The organism is Seohaeicola saemankumensis (assembly GCF_021021435.1).
Classification (GTDB): Bacteria; Pseudomonadota; Alphaproteobacteria; order Rhodobacterales; family Rhodobacteraceae; genus Seohaeicola.
The window spans coordinates 116909-133253 of sequence record NZ_JAINWI010000005.1; the positions used below are offsets into that span (position 1 = coordinate 116909).

The following is a 16345-nucleotide window of genomic DNA, read 5'->3' on the forward strand; positions in this document are numbered from 1 at the left end:
GATGACACATGCCCCCGAACATGCACCGCGTATGGCGCAAGCCGCGCTGCGCGACAGGCTGGCCCCGCTGATCCCTTTCGCACTGGTTCCGCTTCTGGTCGTTGCGGGGCTGATCGCGATTCCGTCCACCTCAAGCTGGCTGACACTGACAGTCAGCGGGCTGGCGATGGGGATGATGATCTTTATCATGGCGTCCGGCATGACGCTGGTATTCGGTCTGATGGATGTCATCAATTTCGGGCATGGCGTCTTCATTTCGGTTGGTGCCTTTATCGGCATCACGGTGCTTTTGATGCTGGGTCACATGACGCAGGCCCCATCACTGCTGCTCAATCTGACCGCCATGCTCGTCGCTGTAATCGCCGCGATGCTGGCTACGGGCGCCTTGGGTTGGGCCTTCGAGCGGGTGATCGTCAAACCGGTCTACGGCGCGCATCTCAAGCAGATTCTGGTCACGATGGGCGGCCTGATCGTTGTCGAGCAACTGATTATCGTCCTTTGGGGACCGGAAGAGATTTTCCTGACACGTCCAGAGGCACTCAAAGGCGCTGTCACCTTCTGGGGGGCTGCGGTCGAGAAATACAGGCTTGTCGCGGTAGGACTGGGTTTAGTGCTGTTTCTGGCGATGCGGCATGTCCTGCGCCATACCAAAGTGGGTCTGATCGTGCGCGCGGGCGTCGAGAATGGCGAGATGGTCGAGGCGCTGGGCTATCGTCTGCGGCTGGTCTTTGTGGGCGTTTTCATTGCCGGATCGGCGCTTGCGGGTCTGGGTGGTGTGCTCTGGGGCCTCTATCAAGAGGTCATCACCGCCCATATGGGCCAGCAGATCATGGTGCTGATCTTTATCGTCGTCATCATAGGCGGGTTGGGCAGCGTCGAGGGATGTTTCATCGGTGCGCTGCTGGTGGGGCTGATGCAGAATTATGTGGCTTTTCTGGAACCCAAACTAGCGCTGATTTCGAATATCGGACTGATGGTCGCGATCCTGATGTGGCGCCCCCAAGGCATGATACCTGTTGTGAAGGCGAAATAGGATGATCGTGAAGCTGCTTTCCGGCGATCTGCCCCGTAGCACTGTTCTGGCGGTGATCCTCGGGCTGGTCTTTATCGCGCTGGCTTTTGCCCCGTTCCTGTTTCCAGGTGTCCGTTCTGTCGATACTGCGGCGCGGATTTGCGTCTTTATCGTGCTGGTCGCCTCATATGATCTGATGCTGGGCTATGGCGGGATCGTCAGTTTCGCTCATACGATGTTTTTCGGGATGGGCGCATATGGCGTGGCGCTGTCCAGCACAAATATGGGGCGCGGCTGGGATGCGATGCTGACCGGATCACTGACCGGCGCGCTTGCCGCAGCAGCCTTGGCGTTCCTCATCGGTCTGTTCAGCTTGCGGGTCCGCGCGATCTTTTTCGCGATGATCACCCTGGCAGTCGCCTCGGCTGTGGCTGTTCTGGTCAGCCAGTTGTCGTCGATCACAGGCGGAGAGGACGGTCTGACCTATCTGATCCCGCGCGAGTTGACCCCCGCCTTCCGTTTTGGCGACAGTTTTCTGGGCGCAAACCTGAACGGGCGCTTGCTGGCATACTATCTGGTTTTCAGTGGCGCGTTGCTGCTTTTCCTGATCCTTTTGCGGGTTGTGAACTCGCCTTTCGGACGCGTGTTGCAGGCGATCCGCGAGAATGATTTCCGCGCCGAGGCCGTGGGCTTTCGGGTTGTCGCCTACCGCACCGGAGCAACCTGCATTTCGGCTGCGGTGGCGGCCTTGGCCGGTTCGCTCTACGCGATCTGGCTGCGCTATGTCGGACCGGATACGGTACTAAGCTTTGATATCATGATTGATATTCTTCTGATGGTTGTGATTGGCGGCATGGGCACGATGTACGGCGCAGTGATCGGGGCCACGCTTCTGGTTCTGGCGCAGAACTATTTGCAAGGTATCATGGGCACGGCTTCCCGCGCGGTCGAAGGTCTGCCGATCCTGCCGGATCTGCTTGATCCGGATCGCTGGCTTCTATGGCTGGGGGTGCTTTTCGTGCTCAGCATCTATTTCTTTCCGACCGGCGTTGTCGGGCGTCTGCGGATGCAACGCTAAGGCCTTGCGCCAGAATATCTGCAGCACTTTTCACATCTTGCACATTTCTTGGGCACATGTCACGCAGGGCGGGTTTTCGGGAGAGGGAACTCACATGCGCCTCGGGTTGGTTCTGCTCTGTGCAGGCTATATTCTCAGTCAGTTTTTCAGGGCCTTTCTGGCGGTTCTGACACGGGTGCTGGAACGCGACATCGGGGCAGGCCCCGAGGATCTGGCTTTTGCCTCGGGCCTGTGGTTTTTGACTTTCGCTGCGGCGCAGATTCCGGTGGGTATTGCGCTGGACAGGGCCGGTCCGCGCCGCACTGCGGCTGTGCTACTGGCCATTGGTGGCGGTGGCGGGGCCGCCCTTTTCGCCATGGCAGCAACACCGTTGCACATATCCCTTGCGATGGCACTGATCGGGATTGGCTGCTCGCCTGTCCTGATGGCCTCCTATTTCATCTTCGCACGGATGTACCCGCCCGCGATGTTCGCCACTTTGGGCGCTGTGATGATCGGCGTCGGTTCTCTTGGCAACCTTGCAGGAACCGCGCCGTTGGCTTGGGCTGTCGTGAATCTGGGTTGGCGCGAGACGATTGGCGGGCTTGCGGTGCTGTCTGTCATCCTGTCCGCTGGCATCTGGCTGACGGTCCAGGACCCGCCCCGCATCGACGGAGCGCAAAAGGGATCGCTTCTGGATCTGCTCAAAATGCCCGCCCTTTGGCTGATCTTTCCGCTGTTGATGGTCAATTACGCCCCAGCCGCGGGATTGCGCGGTCTGTGGGTGGGACCCTACCTGGCGGATGTCCACGGCGCAACCGAGGCACTGATCGGAACCGCCACACTGGTCATGGGGCTGGCGATGGTGCTGGGAGCTTTTGCCTATGGCCCGCTGGACCGCATCCTTGGAACCCGAAAATGGGTGATTTTCGGTGGCAATGCGCTTTGTGCGCTCGCACTGGCGGGGCTGGCATTATGGCCGCAGTCGGGAATTGTCGCGGCGGTGGTCCTGTTCGCGGTGATCGGCTTCTTCGGCATGTCCTTTCCTCTGATCATGGCGCATGGCCGCAGTTTCGTGCCGCCGTATCTGGCGGGGCGCGGGATCACCTTCATGAACCTGGTCAGTATCGGCGGGGTTGGCGTAATGCAGGTGGCGACTGGTCCCCTATACCGGTCGGTCGTAGGCCCCGATGTGGCGGTGGCGCAACCCTATTCCCTGCTATTCGGTTTTTTTGCCCTGCTATTGCTGATCGGACTGGCGGTCTATGTCTTTTGCCGTGACAGGCTGGACTAGGCGGGTCACGCCGCGAATTCGCTTTAATCCAAGGCGAAGCTGCGATATGAGCGCGTCGTTCTGAATAAAGGAGTTGTCCCAGATGGGCTACAAGGTTGCCGTCGTTGGTGCCACGGGGAACGTGGGCCGTGAAATGCTGAACATACTGGACGAGCGCCAGTTTCCGGTGGATGAGATCGTGGCTCTGGCGAGCCGCAAATCGCTTGGCACCGAAATCAGCTTTGGCGACAAGACCCTCAAGACCAAGGACCTGGACGCTTTCGATTTCACGGGCTGGGATATCGCCCTGTTCGCTGTCGGCTCCGAGGCGACAAAGATCTATGCGCCCAAGGCTGCCGCCGCGGGATGCGTGGTGATCGATAACTCGTCGCTCTATCGCTACGACCCCGATGTGCCGCTGATCGTGCCGGAAGTGAACGCGGATGCGATCCACGGCTATTCCAAGAAGAACATCATCGCCAACCCCAACTGCTCGACCGCGCAGATGGTTGTGGCGCTCAAGCCCCTGCACGACCGCGCCCGTATCAAGCGGGTGGTTGTCAGCACCTATCAATCCGTGTCCGGTGCAGGCAAGGAAGGCATCGACGAGCTTTGGGACCAGACGAAAAGTATCTACAATCCCACAGACGACAAGCCAGCCAAGAAGTTCACCAAACAGATTGCCTTCAACGTGATTCCGCATATCGATGTGTTCCTCGAAGACGGGTCGACGAAAGAAGAATGGAAGATGGTCGCCGAGACTAAGAAAATCCTTGATGCCAAGATCAAGGTCACCGCAACCTGCGTACGCGTACCGGTTTTTGTGGGCCATGCCGAATCGATCAACATAGAGTTCGAAGATCATCTGGACGAGGCAGAGGCCCGCGATATCCTGCGGGAGTCGCCGGGGATCATGGTGATCGACAAGCGCGAGGATGGTGGTTATGTCACTCCGATCGAATGTGTCGGTGACTATGCGACCTTCATCAGCCGTATCCGTCAGGACAGCACGATCGACAATGGGATCAACCTGTGGTGTGTGTCCGACAACCTGCGCAAGGGTGCGGCATTGAACGCAGTGCAGATCGCCGAAGTGCTTGGTCAGAAAGTCCTCAAGAAAGGCTGATAGCCGACGGACGCAGCCTAAGAACAAAGACAGGCCCCCTTGCCGTCAAAGCGGCGAGGGGGCTTTTTGATGCAGCACGCGCTGTTCCAGCCATGTCTGCGGATGCCCCGGAAAAGGTTTGCCGAAACGACGCATCAGGCTTGCATAGGCATGGCCGAGTTCGGATGCCTTGCACAGCCGTGTGCCGTCAGGATGTGCGTACAGGGCGAGCCCCGCGCCAGCCTCGCGTAGCTGGAAGCCCTTTGTGGCGAGCCGTGATTGTAGTTCCGACCAGTTGCGCGCCTCGCCGAAATCGACAGCGAGCAGAGCCCGCAAGGGATCGACGAGCCGCTCATCCGCCCTGTTGGGCGTCTTCGACGGCAGATTGGCGCGCCTTATCTCGGCGCTGAGGGCCGCGCGGACAAGCATGCCAAGACTGATGTCGCGCGCCTTCGCCAGTTCTTCCGCTGCCCGTAGCAGCGGGTCGGGCAATCCGAATGTGACAGGTTGCATCTCCATCCCTGCAAATTGTCACAGCAAACTTGAGAAAGGGTTAAAACCGTTCCGCCCGCAACACGTCGCAATCCGTCACGCAGACCACACCGATATGCCGCTCGACCACCGTGAAAGCGGCGTCCAGCAAACTGTCCAGTCGCTCGGGCCGGATAATGCAGACGACCTGCACCATACCTGCACGGCCGACTTGCCCCTCTCGCGTCCAGTCACCCGAACGCCCCGATCCTCCCAGAACCGGCAGGATGGTATAGCCTGTCACGCCTGCTCCTTGCAGCGCATCGGTCAGCCGGTTTTGCATGACAGCCTCGATGGTGATCTCTACGCGTTTGGCTTGGTGCGTCTGCATGTCTCAGCCTCCGGTGAGGGCCTGGGCCGCCGCCATGTAAAGCGGGATGCCGAGGGTCAGATTGAAAGGAAAGGTCACGCCGAGCGACAGCGTCAGATAGATCGACGGGTTCGCTTCGGGCAGGGCCACACGCATCGCGGCAGGCACGGCGATATAGCTTGCCGAAGCGCTGAGAACCGCCAACAGGGTCACGCCACCCGTGGACAGGCCCAGCGCCAGCCCGACAACAAGGCCGATACCGGCACCGATGACAGGCATGATGACGCCAAAGGCCAACGCCCCCGCGCCCAGCACATGCCGCCCGCCACGCAGCCCGCGCCCTGCGACCAAGCCCATATCCAGCAGGAACAGGCACAACACGCCCTTGAACGGCGCAACGATGAAACTGTCGATCTGTGCAAGGCCCGCCGGTCCGGTGATCCACCCGATCAGAAACGATCCCAGAAGCAATACGATCGACCCGTTCAGCAAAATTTCGTGCCAGAGGCCGGCATCCATCTTCTTTCCGCCCGATCCGCGAGCCACAAGCCATAGAGCAGACAGGATCGCCGGTGCTTCCATCGCCGCGGCGACGGCGACCATATAACCCTCATAGGCGATACCGCGTCCTTCCAGCACCGATGATGCCGCGACGAAAGTGACGATCGAGATCGAGCCGTAATGCGCGGCAACGGCCGCTGCATCCGTTGCTGACAGGTTCGAGATCGCGCGCAGCAGCGCATAGGCGATCAGGGGCAGCATGGCAGACAGAATAACACCCGCCAGCAGCGACAGACCCAAGGTTGCGTCAATCCCGTGCGAGGCGACAGCGACACCGCCCTTGAAGCCGATAGCGAAGAGCAGGTAGATCGACATGCCCTTGGCCACGGCTTCCGGCACAGTCAGGTCTGATCTGGCGAGTGCCGCGAAAAGCCCCAAAGCGAAGCTGAGCACAATCGGTGAGATCAGGTTTGCACCTGCCAGAGTAAGAATGCCGTCCATACTGTCCCCTGTTGTTCTTTAGCGCCCATAGTTCCGGACGGCTCGTTCCTGCGCCGAAGTGGGAAGGATTTCTGCCGCTTCAACCCTGACGATGGATCATACGACGCAAAAACTGCCCTTGGCCGGATCGAAATATTCCAAAGAACCTTCACCGATATCTGTCCAAAGGCCATGCAGCGACATGCGCCCGTCTTTCACTTCGTCTGCCACGAAGGGAAAGGTCATCAGGTTGTTGAGCGAGACCAGAACAGATTCTTTTTCCAGTGCGCGTTGTTGGTCCGCTGGGTCGGCAATGTCTTTGATTCGTTCAAACCCTGGACGCAGGATATCCATCCAGCGACCGACAAAACTGCTTTTTTCCTCAAGTTGCGGGGCTTTGCCGCTGCACATGTCCAGACATCCCTGAACGCCACCGCAGGACGAATGCCCCAGCACGATCACATGTGCCACTTTCAGAACGGTGACGGCATATTCCACTGCCGCGGATGTGCCGTGCTGCGCGCCATCGGGATCATAGGTCGGTACAAGATTGGCGATGTTGCGATGAATGAAGAACTCGCCCTGATCCGCGCCAAAGATCGAGGTGACATGCACGCGGCTGTCACAGCAGGAAATCACCATCGCGCGCGGATGCTGTCCCATTTCCGCAAGACGCCGATACCAGCTCTGGTTTTCGGCGTAGGCGGTTGCCTTCCAGCCTTGGTAGCGTTGGATGAGATAGCTGGGCAGGGCTTTGGCATGGTCCATAATATATTCTCTGGTTTCGTCTCAGGTGCCGTTTGAGCAGGGCACAGCCCCGCTGGTCTGCCCTAGTAGTCCCTATTCGCATAGAATTCGAGCGAAAATCACGAAGAGCTTCAACCTTTTGGGAACGACTGCCACGGCATTGTCCTTGCTGCCGTGGGGGCGTGTTGATCGGGGTGAAGCAGTGGAAAAAGTAACAGTGTTGGTACAGAACGAGGTTGTGCGCCTTGATCCTGAGCGTTTGGGTACGCTTTATGCCCAACTGGACGAGGCCGGCGCCGAGGACATTCTTGGCAGGGCTATGGAAGAACTGGCTGTTCGGCTGACCTGTGGCGAGCGTTATTTTAGGCAGGGCAGGTTTGATGATCTGCGCAAAGTCGCGCGATCCGTTGCAGCGATTGCGGACCAGATCGGGATGCACATGCTGGCCCGCGTGGCCCGTGATGTTGCAATCTGCATCGAAAGGCTGGACGATAACGGATTGGCCGCCACATTCGCGCGTTTGCTGCGGATTGGCGAGCGGTCGCTGACAGCGGTCTGGGATATCAGGGACCTGTCGGTTTGAAGCCCGTCGCAAGACTGACGCCACTTGCAGCGGCAGACAGGATAGCTAGGCTGGCAGTTCAAAACTGCGGGCTTGCGCTGCCCTGCGGATACCAGTGACGAAAAGGTCTGCTCATGCCCATGACATTTGCCCCTGCCGGTGCCAGTTCGGTGCCCTTACATGTGATCGAAACCCAGATGCTGGACAGTTTTCTGGCGGATCAACCGGCAAGAGTGGGGCATTGGGTCAAGGCCAGCGGGTTTACCGGAAGTTTGGGCAAATACCTGATGATTCCGGACGAAAACGGCCACCCTGTCATGGTCTTGGCTGGATACGGAAACCCAGCACAGCGCGCGCGTGGCCGTTTCCATCTGGCGACGGTGGCCAGCAATCTGCCGCAAGGTATCTATCAATTAGCGTCCGGTTTGCCCGCGAATCGCGCCACGGAAGAGGCGCTTGGCTGGCTTCTGGCGGGATATACCTTCGAGCGGTATCGCGACGCGCAACGCGGCGCGGCGCAACTCGTGGCCCCTGAGGGTGTCGACGCGACAAGGATCGAGATCATAGCCGCTGGCGAGGAGTTGACGCGCAACCTGATCAATACGCCTGCAAATGACATGGGCCCCGACGCGCTGGAAGCTGCCTGTCTGGAACTGGCAGATCAACACGGTGCAAAGACGCAGGTGATCAAGGGAAAAGCGCTGCTTGAGCAGAATTTCCCTATGATCCATGCGGTCGGCCGAGCCGCGGCGCAAGAGCCGCGCCTGATCGACATGCGCTGGGGCGATAGTGGGCCGCTGCTGACATTGGTAGGCAAAGGCGTGTGCTTCGATACAGGCGGTCTGAACCTCAAGCCTGCCTCGGAGATGGGCCTGATGAAGAAAGACATGGGTGGTGCAGCTACCGTGCTGGGGCTTGCCCATATGATCATGGCTTTGGGTCTGAAGCTGCGATTGCGTGTCCTGATCCCTGCCGTGGAAAACGCGGTCAGTGCCTCGGCCATGCGGCCCGGTGATATCCTGACCTCGCGCAAGGGTCTGACGGTCGAGATCAACAATACCGACGCCGAGGGGCGTCTTGTTCTGGCCGACGCACTTGCCTTGGGCGCCGAGGAAGGCCCTGACCTGATGGTGTCGATGGCCACGCTGACCGGTGCGGCGCGGGTGGCTGTGGGGCCGGACCTGGCGCCTTTCTTTAGCGATGATCCGAAGGTTGCCACTGCATTGCAGGATGCGGCATCCCGTGTGGCCGATCCGGTCTGGCGTTTGCCGTTCTGGACGCCCTACGAGGCCGATATCGAACCGGGGATCGCTGATCTGGACAATGCACCGAAATCCGGCTTTGCGGGTGCGATCACAGCCGCATTGTTCCTGCGCCGCTTCGCGGGAGAAGGCCAGCGATACACCCATTTCGACATCTATGGCTGGCAACCCGCTGCCGCACCAGCGCGACCAAAAGGCGGTGTCGGCATGGGCGCGCGCGCCTTGTTGGACGCGCTGCCCGACATGCTGGACCTATGACAGCCGATCCGCGGATCACCCCCGCCAACGCGCGCGTGGCGGCATTGTCTCTTAAGGGGCAGGTCACGGCGGCGTCCTATGTCGCGGGCTGGACCCGCTTTGTTGCGGCTCCTCTCGCCTCTTTGTGCGAGCGGCCTGACGGCCCCCGCATGCGCGAGCTGTTGTGCGGCGCCGAGGTGACGGTGTTCGAGGACCATGAGGGATGGAGTTTTGTACAGGCCGCGCGTGACGGCTATGTCGGGTATATCCGGACGGATATGCTGCATGACGGGCCGGTGCCCGACAGTTTTGTCAACGTGCGCGCGACCCATGCCTATACTGCGGCGGATATGAAAACGCGCGAGGTACTGAGCCTTGGTTTTGGCAGCCGCGTCAAAGCCTTGCAGTCGGACGGCCGGTTTACCCGAACTGATGTGGGTTATATTCCAAGTTGTCATCTTGCACCACTTGGGACATTGGCAAAGGATCTCGTGACGGTGGCCACGCTGTTGCTGGGCACGCCCTACCTCTGGGGGGGGAACAGTGCCTTCGGCATAGATTGCTCCGGTCTGGTGCAGGCAGCTTGTCATGCCTGCGGTATTGACTGCCCCGGCGACAGTGACATGCAGGCGTCGGATCTGGGGCAGCGAGTGACCGATGGCAGCATCCCACGGCGGGGTGATCTGCTGTTTTGGAAGGGGCACGTGGCTCTTGTGTCAGGGCCTGACACCATCCTGCACGCCAATGCGCATCATATGGCTGTCGCCTATGAAGGTCTGGCCGCGGCGGTGCTGCGGATTGACGCGCAGGGGGGCGGGCCTGTCACGGTCCATCGGCGGCTGGATCTGAATAGTTAAGGCAAAAAGAAACGCCAAAACAGCGGATCAATCCACCGCGCGGATCAGCTTGCGTTCAAGCACCCGCAAGACGCTGCGCAGGTCATGGCCGCGTTTAAGAACCTGACCGTCCATACTGATTACCGCATAAAGCCCCTGCTTGTTGCGCAGTTTAGGACGTTTTTCGATCCGGTAGAGCGGGTTCTCTGCGGTCCGGCGGAAAATCGAGAATACCGCGACCTCGCGCAGATGCGATATCCCGTAGTCCCGCCATTCGCCCAAAGCGACCATGCGGCCATAGAGTGTCAGGATTTGTCCCAATTCGAGCCGGTCAAACGCGACCTGTTCGGGCGCATCATGCGGGGCCAGCGGAGTGGGTGGCGGTGTGGACATGCGCCAGAGTTGCGCTGTTATGCGCCGAAATCAAGCCCTATGCCGGAAGTTGCTGCCCGAAACGACGCCCGAGGCTGTCGTCCGGCGCGGGCATTGGCAACATCTCTCCATCGGCCATGTCCAGCCAGTCTTCGGCGGCAGGGGTCAGGTGACGGTAGACTTCGGCAACGCGGGATCGCGGGTCGCGCATTGCCAGACTTTCGGGCAAAAGGTTTTGTGGCAAGTCCGGAAAGCGCAGCACAATCCGCCGCCAGCGATGAACCAGTAGGATGCGCGCTGCGGCATGGCTGAGCGGGTCGGCAGTGATCAGGGCCAGTTTGTCCAGATCCGCATGCAGAAGCTGTAGCGCACTGGCATGATCGGGATGGATCAGGCTGGCCCTTAGTTCCGCTGAAAGATCGGTGATTTGCCCTTCGATACGGAATGCCGGTTTTGTGCCCACTACCATTTCCGATGGCGTCAGCCACAGGCCGCCCAAAGGCACCGCGCTTTGGATTGTGCCTTCGGTGGACAAGGCCCATGCGGTCACGGGGCGGTGACGCGGTGCGGCATAGATACGGCTGGTGGCTTCCGAGAATCGGGCAACGCCTTGCGGGCTAAGCCGGTAGTGGCTGAGCCGCCCCTTGCGCGCGCTTTCGACCCAGCCGTCGCGACCCAGTCGCGAGAGCGCTGTTCGCAGCGCTCCGGGTTCGACCCCGATGCGACCCAGAAGCCGTCCCAGCCGCGCGGTCGAAATGGCCCCGCCACGATGCTGGACGCAATCACCGAAAACGGTGATGACCAGCGACCAGACGCGCAGGCGGGATTCGGCATGCAGCGCCGTTATGACGGGATCTAGCGGGTCCATGCCTGTCTGTTACACGCAATCCCCGCGCAACTGAACCGTTTGTCTGCAGCGGCGAGGGACGCCGGATATGTGTGGCAAGAAGAAGCATGCCGCAGTCTCAGGCGCGCTCAAAGGCCACCATTGTCAGCAACTCGTATTGCGCAACCTGTTCGTCATCCTGATTGGTCAGGGTCGCGTTCCATGCCACCTCGCCATAGCTGTCGGTCCGGCGGGTCTTGCGTTTGCAGGTCAGCGCCACGCGGATACTGTCGCCCGGACTGACCGGTTTCTGGAAGCTGAGGGCATTGAGGCCGGTATTGGCCAGTACCGGACCGGGATCGGGTTGTACGAACAGACCTGCAGCAAAACTGAGCAGAAGATAGCCATGCGCGACGCGTCCCGGAAAGAACGGATTGGCGCGGGCGGCGTCCTCGTCCATATGGGCGTAGAACGTGTCGCCGGTGAAACGGGCAAAATGCTCGATGTCTTCCAGCGTGACTGTGCGGGCATCGGTGTGGATAGTCTCGCCGATCCGGATTTCAGTGAATGTGCGCTGGAACGGATGCGCGGGGCTTGTGCTTTGTGCGCTGCCATGCACCCATGTGTCGGTGATGGCGGACAGCATGTCAGGGCTGCCCTGAATGGCGCTGCGCTGCATGTAGTGCAGGACTGCGCGGACACCGCCCAATTCCTCGCCGCCTCCCGCACGGCCCGGCCCGCCGTGGATCATATGCGGCAAGGGAGAGCCATGGCCGGTCGATTCGCTCGCTGACACAGCGTTGTTGATATAGATGCGGCCATGCCATGCAGCGCTGTCCAGCACGATCTGGCGCGCGACGTCCGGATCGGCAGTGAACAGCGACGACACCAGCGAGCCACCGCCGCGATTGGCAAGCGCCGCGGCATGGGCCGTATCGCGATAGGGCATCAGGGTGGAAAGCGGGCCGAAAGCCTCGATCTCGTGCACGATGCGGGCGGCGTCGGGATCGTCACAGGCCAACAACATCGGCGGCAGAAAGGCCTGTTCAGGGTCTGCATCCACCAGGGTCATGGATGCGGGATCGCCAAAGATCAACCGCGCCTCGGTCCTGAGTTGCGTCAGCCTTGCCAGCACATCCGCCTTTTGCGCGTGCGAGGCCAGGGCCCCCATCCGCACGCCGTCGGCGGCAGGATTTCCGGTGGAGACAGCCGAGAGTTTGGCACCAAGCGCATCGCCGACAGCCTCCATCCATTCGGCCGGCACGATCAGGCGGCGGGTCGCGGTGCATTTCTGGCCAGCTTTAGTGGTGATCTCGGCTACGGCTTCCTTGATGAACAGGGCAAACTCCGCACTTTCCGGTCCCGCATCGGGACCAAGAATCGAGGCGTTCAGGCTGTCCTGTTCCGCCATAAACCGCGTGGAATGCCGCGTCAGAGATGGATTGCCGCGCAACATCAGGGCGGTTTCGGCAGAACCGGTGAAAGCCACCACATCCTGCGCGCCCAATCGGTCCAGAAGATCACCCGTTCGCCCGATCACCAGTTGCAGCGCCCCTTCTGGCAGGATGTCGCTGTCGATGATCATGCGCACGCAAGCCTCGGTCAGATAGCAGGTCTGCGTCGCGGGCTTCACGATCGAGGGCACACCCGCCAGCAGGGCCGGTGCCAGCTTTTCGAGCATGCCCCAGACCGGAAAGTTGAAAGCGTTGATCTGCACGGCCACACCCTGCAACGGCACCGCGATATGCTGACCAAGGAACGTGCCTTTGCGGCTGAGCATTTCCACATCGCCTTCGATATAGATCTGACCGTCGGGCATCTCGCGCCGTCCTTTGGACGCGAAGAGACCCATCGTGTTGATCCCGCCGTCGATATCGACCCAGCCATCTCGCCGCGTGGCCCCTGTCAGGGTGTTCAGCGCGTAAAGCTGTTCCTTGCGTTCGTCCAGATATCCGGCCAGCGCCTTGAGCATGCGGGCGCGGTCGTGAAAGCCCAATGCGCGCAGCGCAGGGCCGCCTGTACCTCTCGCATGATCCAGCATGGCCTGCATATCAAGGGCTGCACCTCCGGCCTTGGCGATCACTTGACCTGTAACCGGCCCCGTGATGTCCGTAGCGGTATCACCCGGTGCGATCCATCGCCCGCAGGCATAGCTATGGGGTCTGAGCATCGGATATCCCTCCCTTGAGATCACGGCGTCTGTTGTCCAGCATGGCGCAGGATTTGCGTGAAAGCAATACTCTTGACCGCACGGTCGGCTTTGTGCAGGCTGCCGCAACAGTCACGGGGAGGAGAAACCATGACGCTTCAAGAACGCGCCGAACGCTCGGCTGCTGCGATGTGGTCCACTGATGTGACCTCGCAATCACTGGAACTGGTGCTGGTCAGTATTGCCCCCGGACAGGCGAGGATGACAATGACGGTCCGCCCTGATCATCTGAACGGACACGGTATCTGCCATGGCGGGTATATTTTCACGCTGGCGGACACAGCCTTTGCCTATGCCTGCAACAGCCATAACAAGTTGGTTGTCGCGCAGGAAAATACTATCACATACCTGAGCCCCGGCAAAAAGGGCGAGGTCCTGACCGCCCTTGCACAAGAAGTGCATTTGGCGGGGCGCTCGGGTGTCTATGACGTGACTGTCACAGGCGAGGACGGGCGCAAAGTGGCGCTGTTCCGTGGTCTGTCGCGGCAGATTTCTGGCGAGCATTTCAAGGAGGACAACACATGAGAGAAGCGTTTTTATGCGAGGGGCTTCGCACCCCGATCGGGCGCTATGGCGGGGCACTGTCCGCGGTGCGACCCGATGATCTGCTAGCGGGTGTGATCCGTGCGGTTATGGCGCAATTCCCTGACATGACCGTGGATGAATGTATCATGGGTTGCGCCAATCAGGCAGGCGAGGACAACCGTAACGTTGCCCGAATGGCAGTGCTGCTGGCAGGTCTGGGCGAAGGCGTGCCGGGTGTTACGGTGAACCGGCTTTGCGGCTCGGGACTGGACGCCGTGGGGCAGGCGGCCCGCGCGGTGAAAACCGGCGAGGCCGAGGTTGTGCTGGCTGGCGGTGTCGAATCGATGTCGCGCGCGCCTTTGGTGATGCCCAAGGCTGACAGCGCCTTTTCCCGGCGTGCGGAAATCTATGACACGACCATTGGCTGGCGCTTTGTGAACCGCGCCATGCACAAGGCCTACGGCACAGACTCGATGCCTGAAACGGCCGAGAATGTCGCGGCGGACTTCGGAATCTCCCGCGCAGATCAGGATGCTTTCGCCCTGCGCTCGCAGACCCGTGCCATCGCCGCCATAGAAAACGGGCGACTGGCGCGCGAGATCGCGCCCGTCACGATCCCGCAGCGCAAGGGCGATGCCATTGTCGTGTCGCAGGATGAACATCCGCGCGCGACCACGCTTGAGAAACTGGCAGCCCTACCCGCGCCTTTCCGCGAGGGTGGATCTGTGACCGCGGGCAATGCCTCTGGCGTCAATGATGGTGCGGCGGCGCTGATCATCGCATCGGCCGATGCGGTCAAGAAATACGGTCTGACGCCGCGCGCGCGCATCGTGTCGATGGCAACCGTGGGTGTTGCCCCGCGCATCATGGGGATTGGACCTGCGCCCGCGACACAGGCCCTGCTTGACCGGCACGGGTTGAAAATAGACGACGTGGATTTTGTCGAACTGAACGAGGCTTTTGCCGCACAGGGTCTGGCCACGATGCGCCAGTTGGGTTTGCCGGATGATGCGGACCATGTGAACCCGCATGGCGGGGCCATCGCGCTGGGCCATCCTTTGGGCATGTCCGGCGCACGACTGGCGCTGACGGCGGCAATCAACCTGTCAGATGCGGGTGCCAAACGTGCGATCTGCACCATGTGCATCGGCGTGGGACAGGGTATCGCGCTGATGCTTGAGTCTGTCTGATGGAAGACCTCTCGCCCAAACCCGGTGATCTTGAACTGATCGAGACCGCCAGCCGGGACGAGTTGTCGGCGTTGCAGCTGACGCGCATGCAATGGTCCTTGCGTCATGCCTATGACAACGTGCCCCATTACCGCGCCAGCTTCGATACGGCGGGGGTGCATCCCGACGACCTCAGGTCCCTGTCCGATCTGGCGAAGTTTCCCTTTACGGCCAAGGCGGATTTGCGGGCGAATTACCCCTTCGGCATGTTCGCCGTGCCGCGCGCGCAGGTGGCGCGGGTGCATGCGTCATCGGGCACGACGGGTCAGCCGACGGTTGTTGGTTATACAAAGGCCGATCTTGCGGTCTGGGGTAGCGTCGTGGCGCGGTCCTTGCGGGCCGCGGGGCTGCGCGCTGGGGACATCCTGCATAACGCCTATGGCTACGGGCTGTTCACCGGCGGTCTGGGCATCCACCTTGGCGCGGATGCGCTGGGTTTGACCACGGTGCCGGTCTCGGGCGGGATGACCCCGCGACAGGTCCGCCTGATCGAGGATTTCCGCGCCGACGGGATCACGGTCACGCCCTCCTATGCGCTGTCGATCCTTGACGAATACGCCAAACAGGGGCTGGATCCGCGCAACTCGCCGCTCAAGGTCGGCATCTTCGGGGCCGAACCCTGGACCAACGCGATGCGCCGCGAGATCGAGGATGCTTTCGATATGCACGCCGTCGATATCTACGGCCTGTCCGAGGTGATGGGGCCAGGGGTTGCTAATGAATGTGTGGAAACCAAGGATGGCCTGCATATATGGGAGGATCATTTCTATCCCGAGGTGATCAATCCCGAAACCGGCGAGGTGCTGCCGGATGGTGAACTGGGCGAACTGGTCTTCACATCTCTGACCAAGGAAGCCTTTCCGATTGTTCGCTACCGCACGCGCGACCTGACGCGCCTGATGCCGGGCACTGCGCGCAGCATGCGCCGGATGGAAAAGATCACCGGACGCAGCGATGACATGATCATCCTGCGCGGCGTCAATGTCTTTCCAACCCAGATCGAGGAAGTGCTGATGCAAGTCCGCGATCTGGCGCCGCATTTCCAGATCGAATTGCACCGCAAGGGCCGGATGGATGCGATGCGCGTGCTTTGCGAGGCCTGCGAGGGTGTCGGCCCGTCAGGACGCGAAGCCGCTGCGCGCGATATGGGCCATCTTATCAAGCAGATGGTCGGCCTGTCGGTGGAAATCCACGTTTTCGATCCGGGCGGCGTTGCGCGCAGCGAGGGCAAGGCTGTCCGTATCATCGACAATCGCCCCAAGGTCAGTTGA

At 60.7% G+C, this 16345-nt stretch carries 17 protein-coding genes; 10 read left to right on the top strand and 7 right to left on the bottom strand.

The features are described 5' to 3' along the window. Position 1: 1 nt before the first annotated feature. The 4 genes from K7H22_RS04130 (at position 2) to K7H22_RS04145 (ending at position 4468) form a co-directional block, all read left to right on the top strand. Positions 2-1033: a branched-chain amino acid ABC transporter permease gene (locus K7H22_RS04130; RefSeq protein ID WP_230799476.1), complete on the top strand. Its 1032-nt coding sequence runs from the start codon at positions 2-4 to the stop codon at positions 1031-1033. 1 nt (position 1034) lies between these two features. Further along, positions 1035-2090 (top strand): branched-chain amino acid ABC transporter permease, encoded by a 1056-nt coding sequence (locus K7H22_RS04135; RefSeq protein ID WP_230799477.1) that lies wholly within the window; start codon positions 1035-1037, stop codon positions 2088-2090. Positions 2091-2184: 94 nt separating this feature from the next. After that, positions 2185-3363 (top strand): MFS transporter, encoded by a 1179-nt coding sequence (locus tag K7H22_RS04140; protein ID WP_230799478.1) that lies wholly within the window; start codon positions 2185-2187, stop codon positions 3361-3363. An 82-nt stretch (positions 3364-3445) separates the two neighbouring features. Further along, positions 3446-4468, top strand: coding sequence for an aspartate-semialdehyde dehydrogenase (locus tag K7H22_RS04145; RefSeq protein ID WP_230799479.1), 1023 nt, complete (start codon positions 3446-3448; stop codon positions 4466-4468). Positions 4469-4513: 45 nt separating this feature from the next. Here K7H22_RS04145 and K7H22_RS04150 read toward each other — a convergent pair whose 3' ends face one another. The 4 genes from K7H22_RS04150 to K7H22_RS04165 form a co-directional block, all read right to left on the bottom strand. Continuing rightward, complete coding sequence (locus tag K7H22_RS04150; protein ID WP_230799480.1) at positions 4514-4960, bottom strand: relaxase/mobilization nuclease domain-containing protein; 447 nt, start codon at positions 4958-4960, stop codon at positions 4514-4516. 40 nt (positions 4961-5000) lie between these two features. Then, on the bottom strand, positions 5001-5309 hold the full coding sequence (locus K7H22_RS04155) for a P-II family nitrogen regulator (RefSeq protein ID WP_230799481.1): 309 nt from the start codon (positions 5307-5309) through the stop codon (positions 5001-5003). 3 nt (positions 5310-5312) lie between these two features. Continuing rightward, positions 5313-6290: a sodium-dependent bicarbonate transport family permease gene (locus tag K7H22_RS04160; protein WP_230799482.1), complete on the bottom strand. Its 978-nt coding sequence runs from the start codon at positions 6288-6290 to the stop codon at positions 5313-5315. A gap of 96 nt (positions 6291-6386) precedes the next feature. Next, complete coding sequence (locus K7H22_RS04165) at positions 6387-7037, bottom strand: carbonic anhydrase (protein WP_230799483.1); 651 nt, start codon at positions 7035-7037, stop codon at positions 6387-6389. A gap of 181 nt (positions 7038-7218) precedes the next feature. Between K7H22_RS04165 and K7H22_RS04170 the strand changes: the two genes are divergently transcribed. The 3 genes from K7H22_RS04170 (at position 7219) to K7H22_RS04180 (ending at position 9934) form a co-directional block, all read left to right on the top strand. Further along, positions 7219-7599, top strand: a complete 381-nt coding sequence (locus tag K7H22_RS04170) for a hypothetical protein (protein ID WP_230799484.1) — start codon at positions 7219-7221, stop codon at positions 7597-7599. A 113-nt stretch (positions 7600-7712) separates the two neighbouring features. After that, positions 7713-9098, top strand: coding sequence for a leucyl aminopeptidase family protein (locus K7H22_RS04175; RefSeq protein ID WP_230799485.1), 1386 nt, complete (start codon positions 7713-7715; stop codon positions 9096-9098). Continuing rightward, positions 9095-9934 (top strand): C40 family peptidase, encoded by an 840-nt coding sequence (locus K7H22_RS04180; RefSeq protein ID WP_230799486.1) that lies wholly within the window; start codon positions 9095-9097, stop codon positions 9932-9934. Before K7H22_RS04175 ends, K7H22_RS04180 begins: the two co-directional genes overlap by 4 nt. Positions 9935-9961: 27 nt before the next feature. Here the strand turns inward: K7H22_RS04180 and K7H22_RS04185 are convergent, their stop codons facing one another. The 3 genes from K7H22_RS04185 to paaZ all read right to left on the bottom strand — a co-directional run bounded on the left by K7H22_RS04185 (position 9962) and on the right by paaZ (position 13281). Next, positions 9962-10306, bottom strand: coding sequence for a DUF2794 domain-containing protein (locus K7H22_RS04185; protein ID WP_230799487.1), 345 nt, complete (start codon positions 10304-10306; stop codon positions 9962-9964). A gap of 37 nt (positions 10307-10343) precedes the next feature. Continuing rightward, positions 10344-11153: a PaaX family transcriptional regulator C-terminal domain-containing protein gene (locus K7H22_RS04190; RefSeq protein ID WP_230799488.1), complete on the bottom strand. Its 810-nt coding sequence runs from the start codon at positions 11151-11153 to the stop codon at positions 10344-10346. Positions 11154-11250: 97 nt separating this feature from the next. After that, complete coding sequence (gene paaZ, locus K7H22_RS04195; protein ID WP_230799489.1) at positions 11251-13281, bottom strand: phenylacetic acid degradation bifunctional protein PaaZ; 2031 nt, start codon at positions 13279-13281, stop codon at positions 11251-11253. 129 nt (positions 13282-13410) lie between these two features. Here paaZ and paaI point away from each other — a divergent pair, with 129 nt between their 5' ends. The 3 genes from paaI to paaK are packed head-to-tail and all read left to right on the top strand — an operon-like array spanning position 13411 to position 16345. Continuing rightward, positions 13411-13845 carry a hydroxyphenylacetyl-CoA thioesterase PaaI gene (paaI, locus tag K7H22_RS04200; RefSeq protein WP_230799490.1) on the top strand — a complete coding sequence of 145 codons (435 nt, stop codon included), beginning with the start codon at positions 13411-13413 and terminating at the stop codon, positions 13843-13845. Beyond that, positions 13842-15035: a 3-oxoadipyl-CoA thiolase gene (pcaF, locus tag K7H22_RS04205; protein ID WP_230799491.1), complete on the top strand. Its 1194-nt coding sequence runs from the start codon at positions 13842-13844 to the stop codon at positions 15033-15035. Before paaI ends, pcaF begins: the two co-directional genes overlap by 4 nt. Then, a complete protein-coding gene (gene paaK, locus K7H22_RS04210) occupies positions 15035-16345 on the top strand; it encodes a phenylacetate--CoA ligase PaaK (protein WP_230799492.1) in 1311 nt (436 codons plus the stop codon). Before pcaF ends, paaK begins: the two co-directional genes overlap by 1 nt.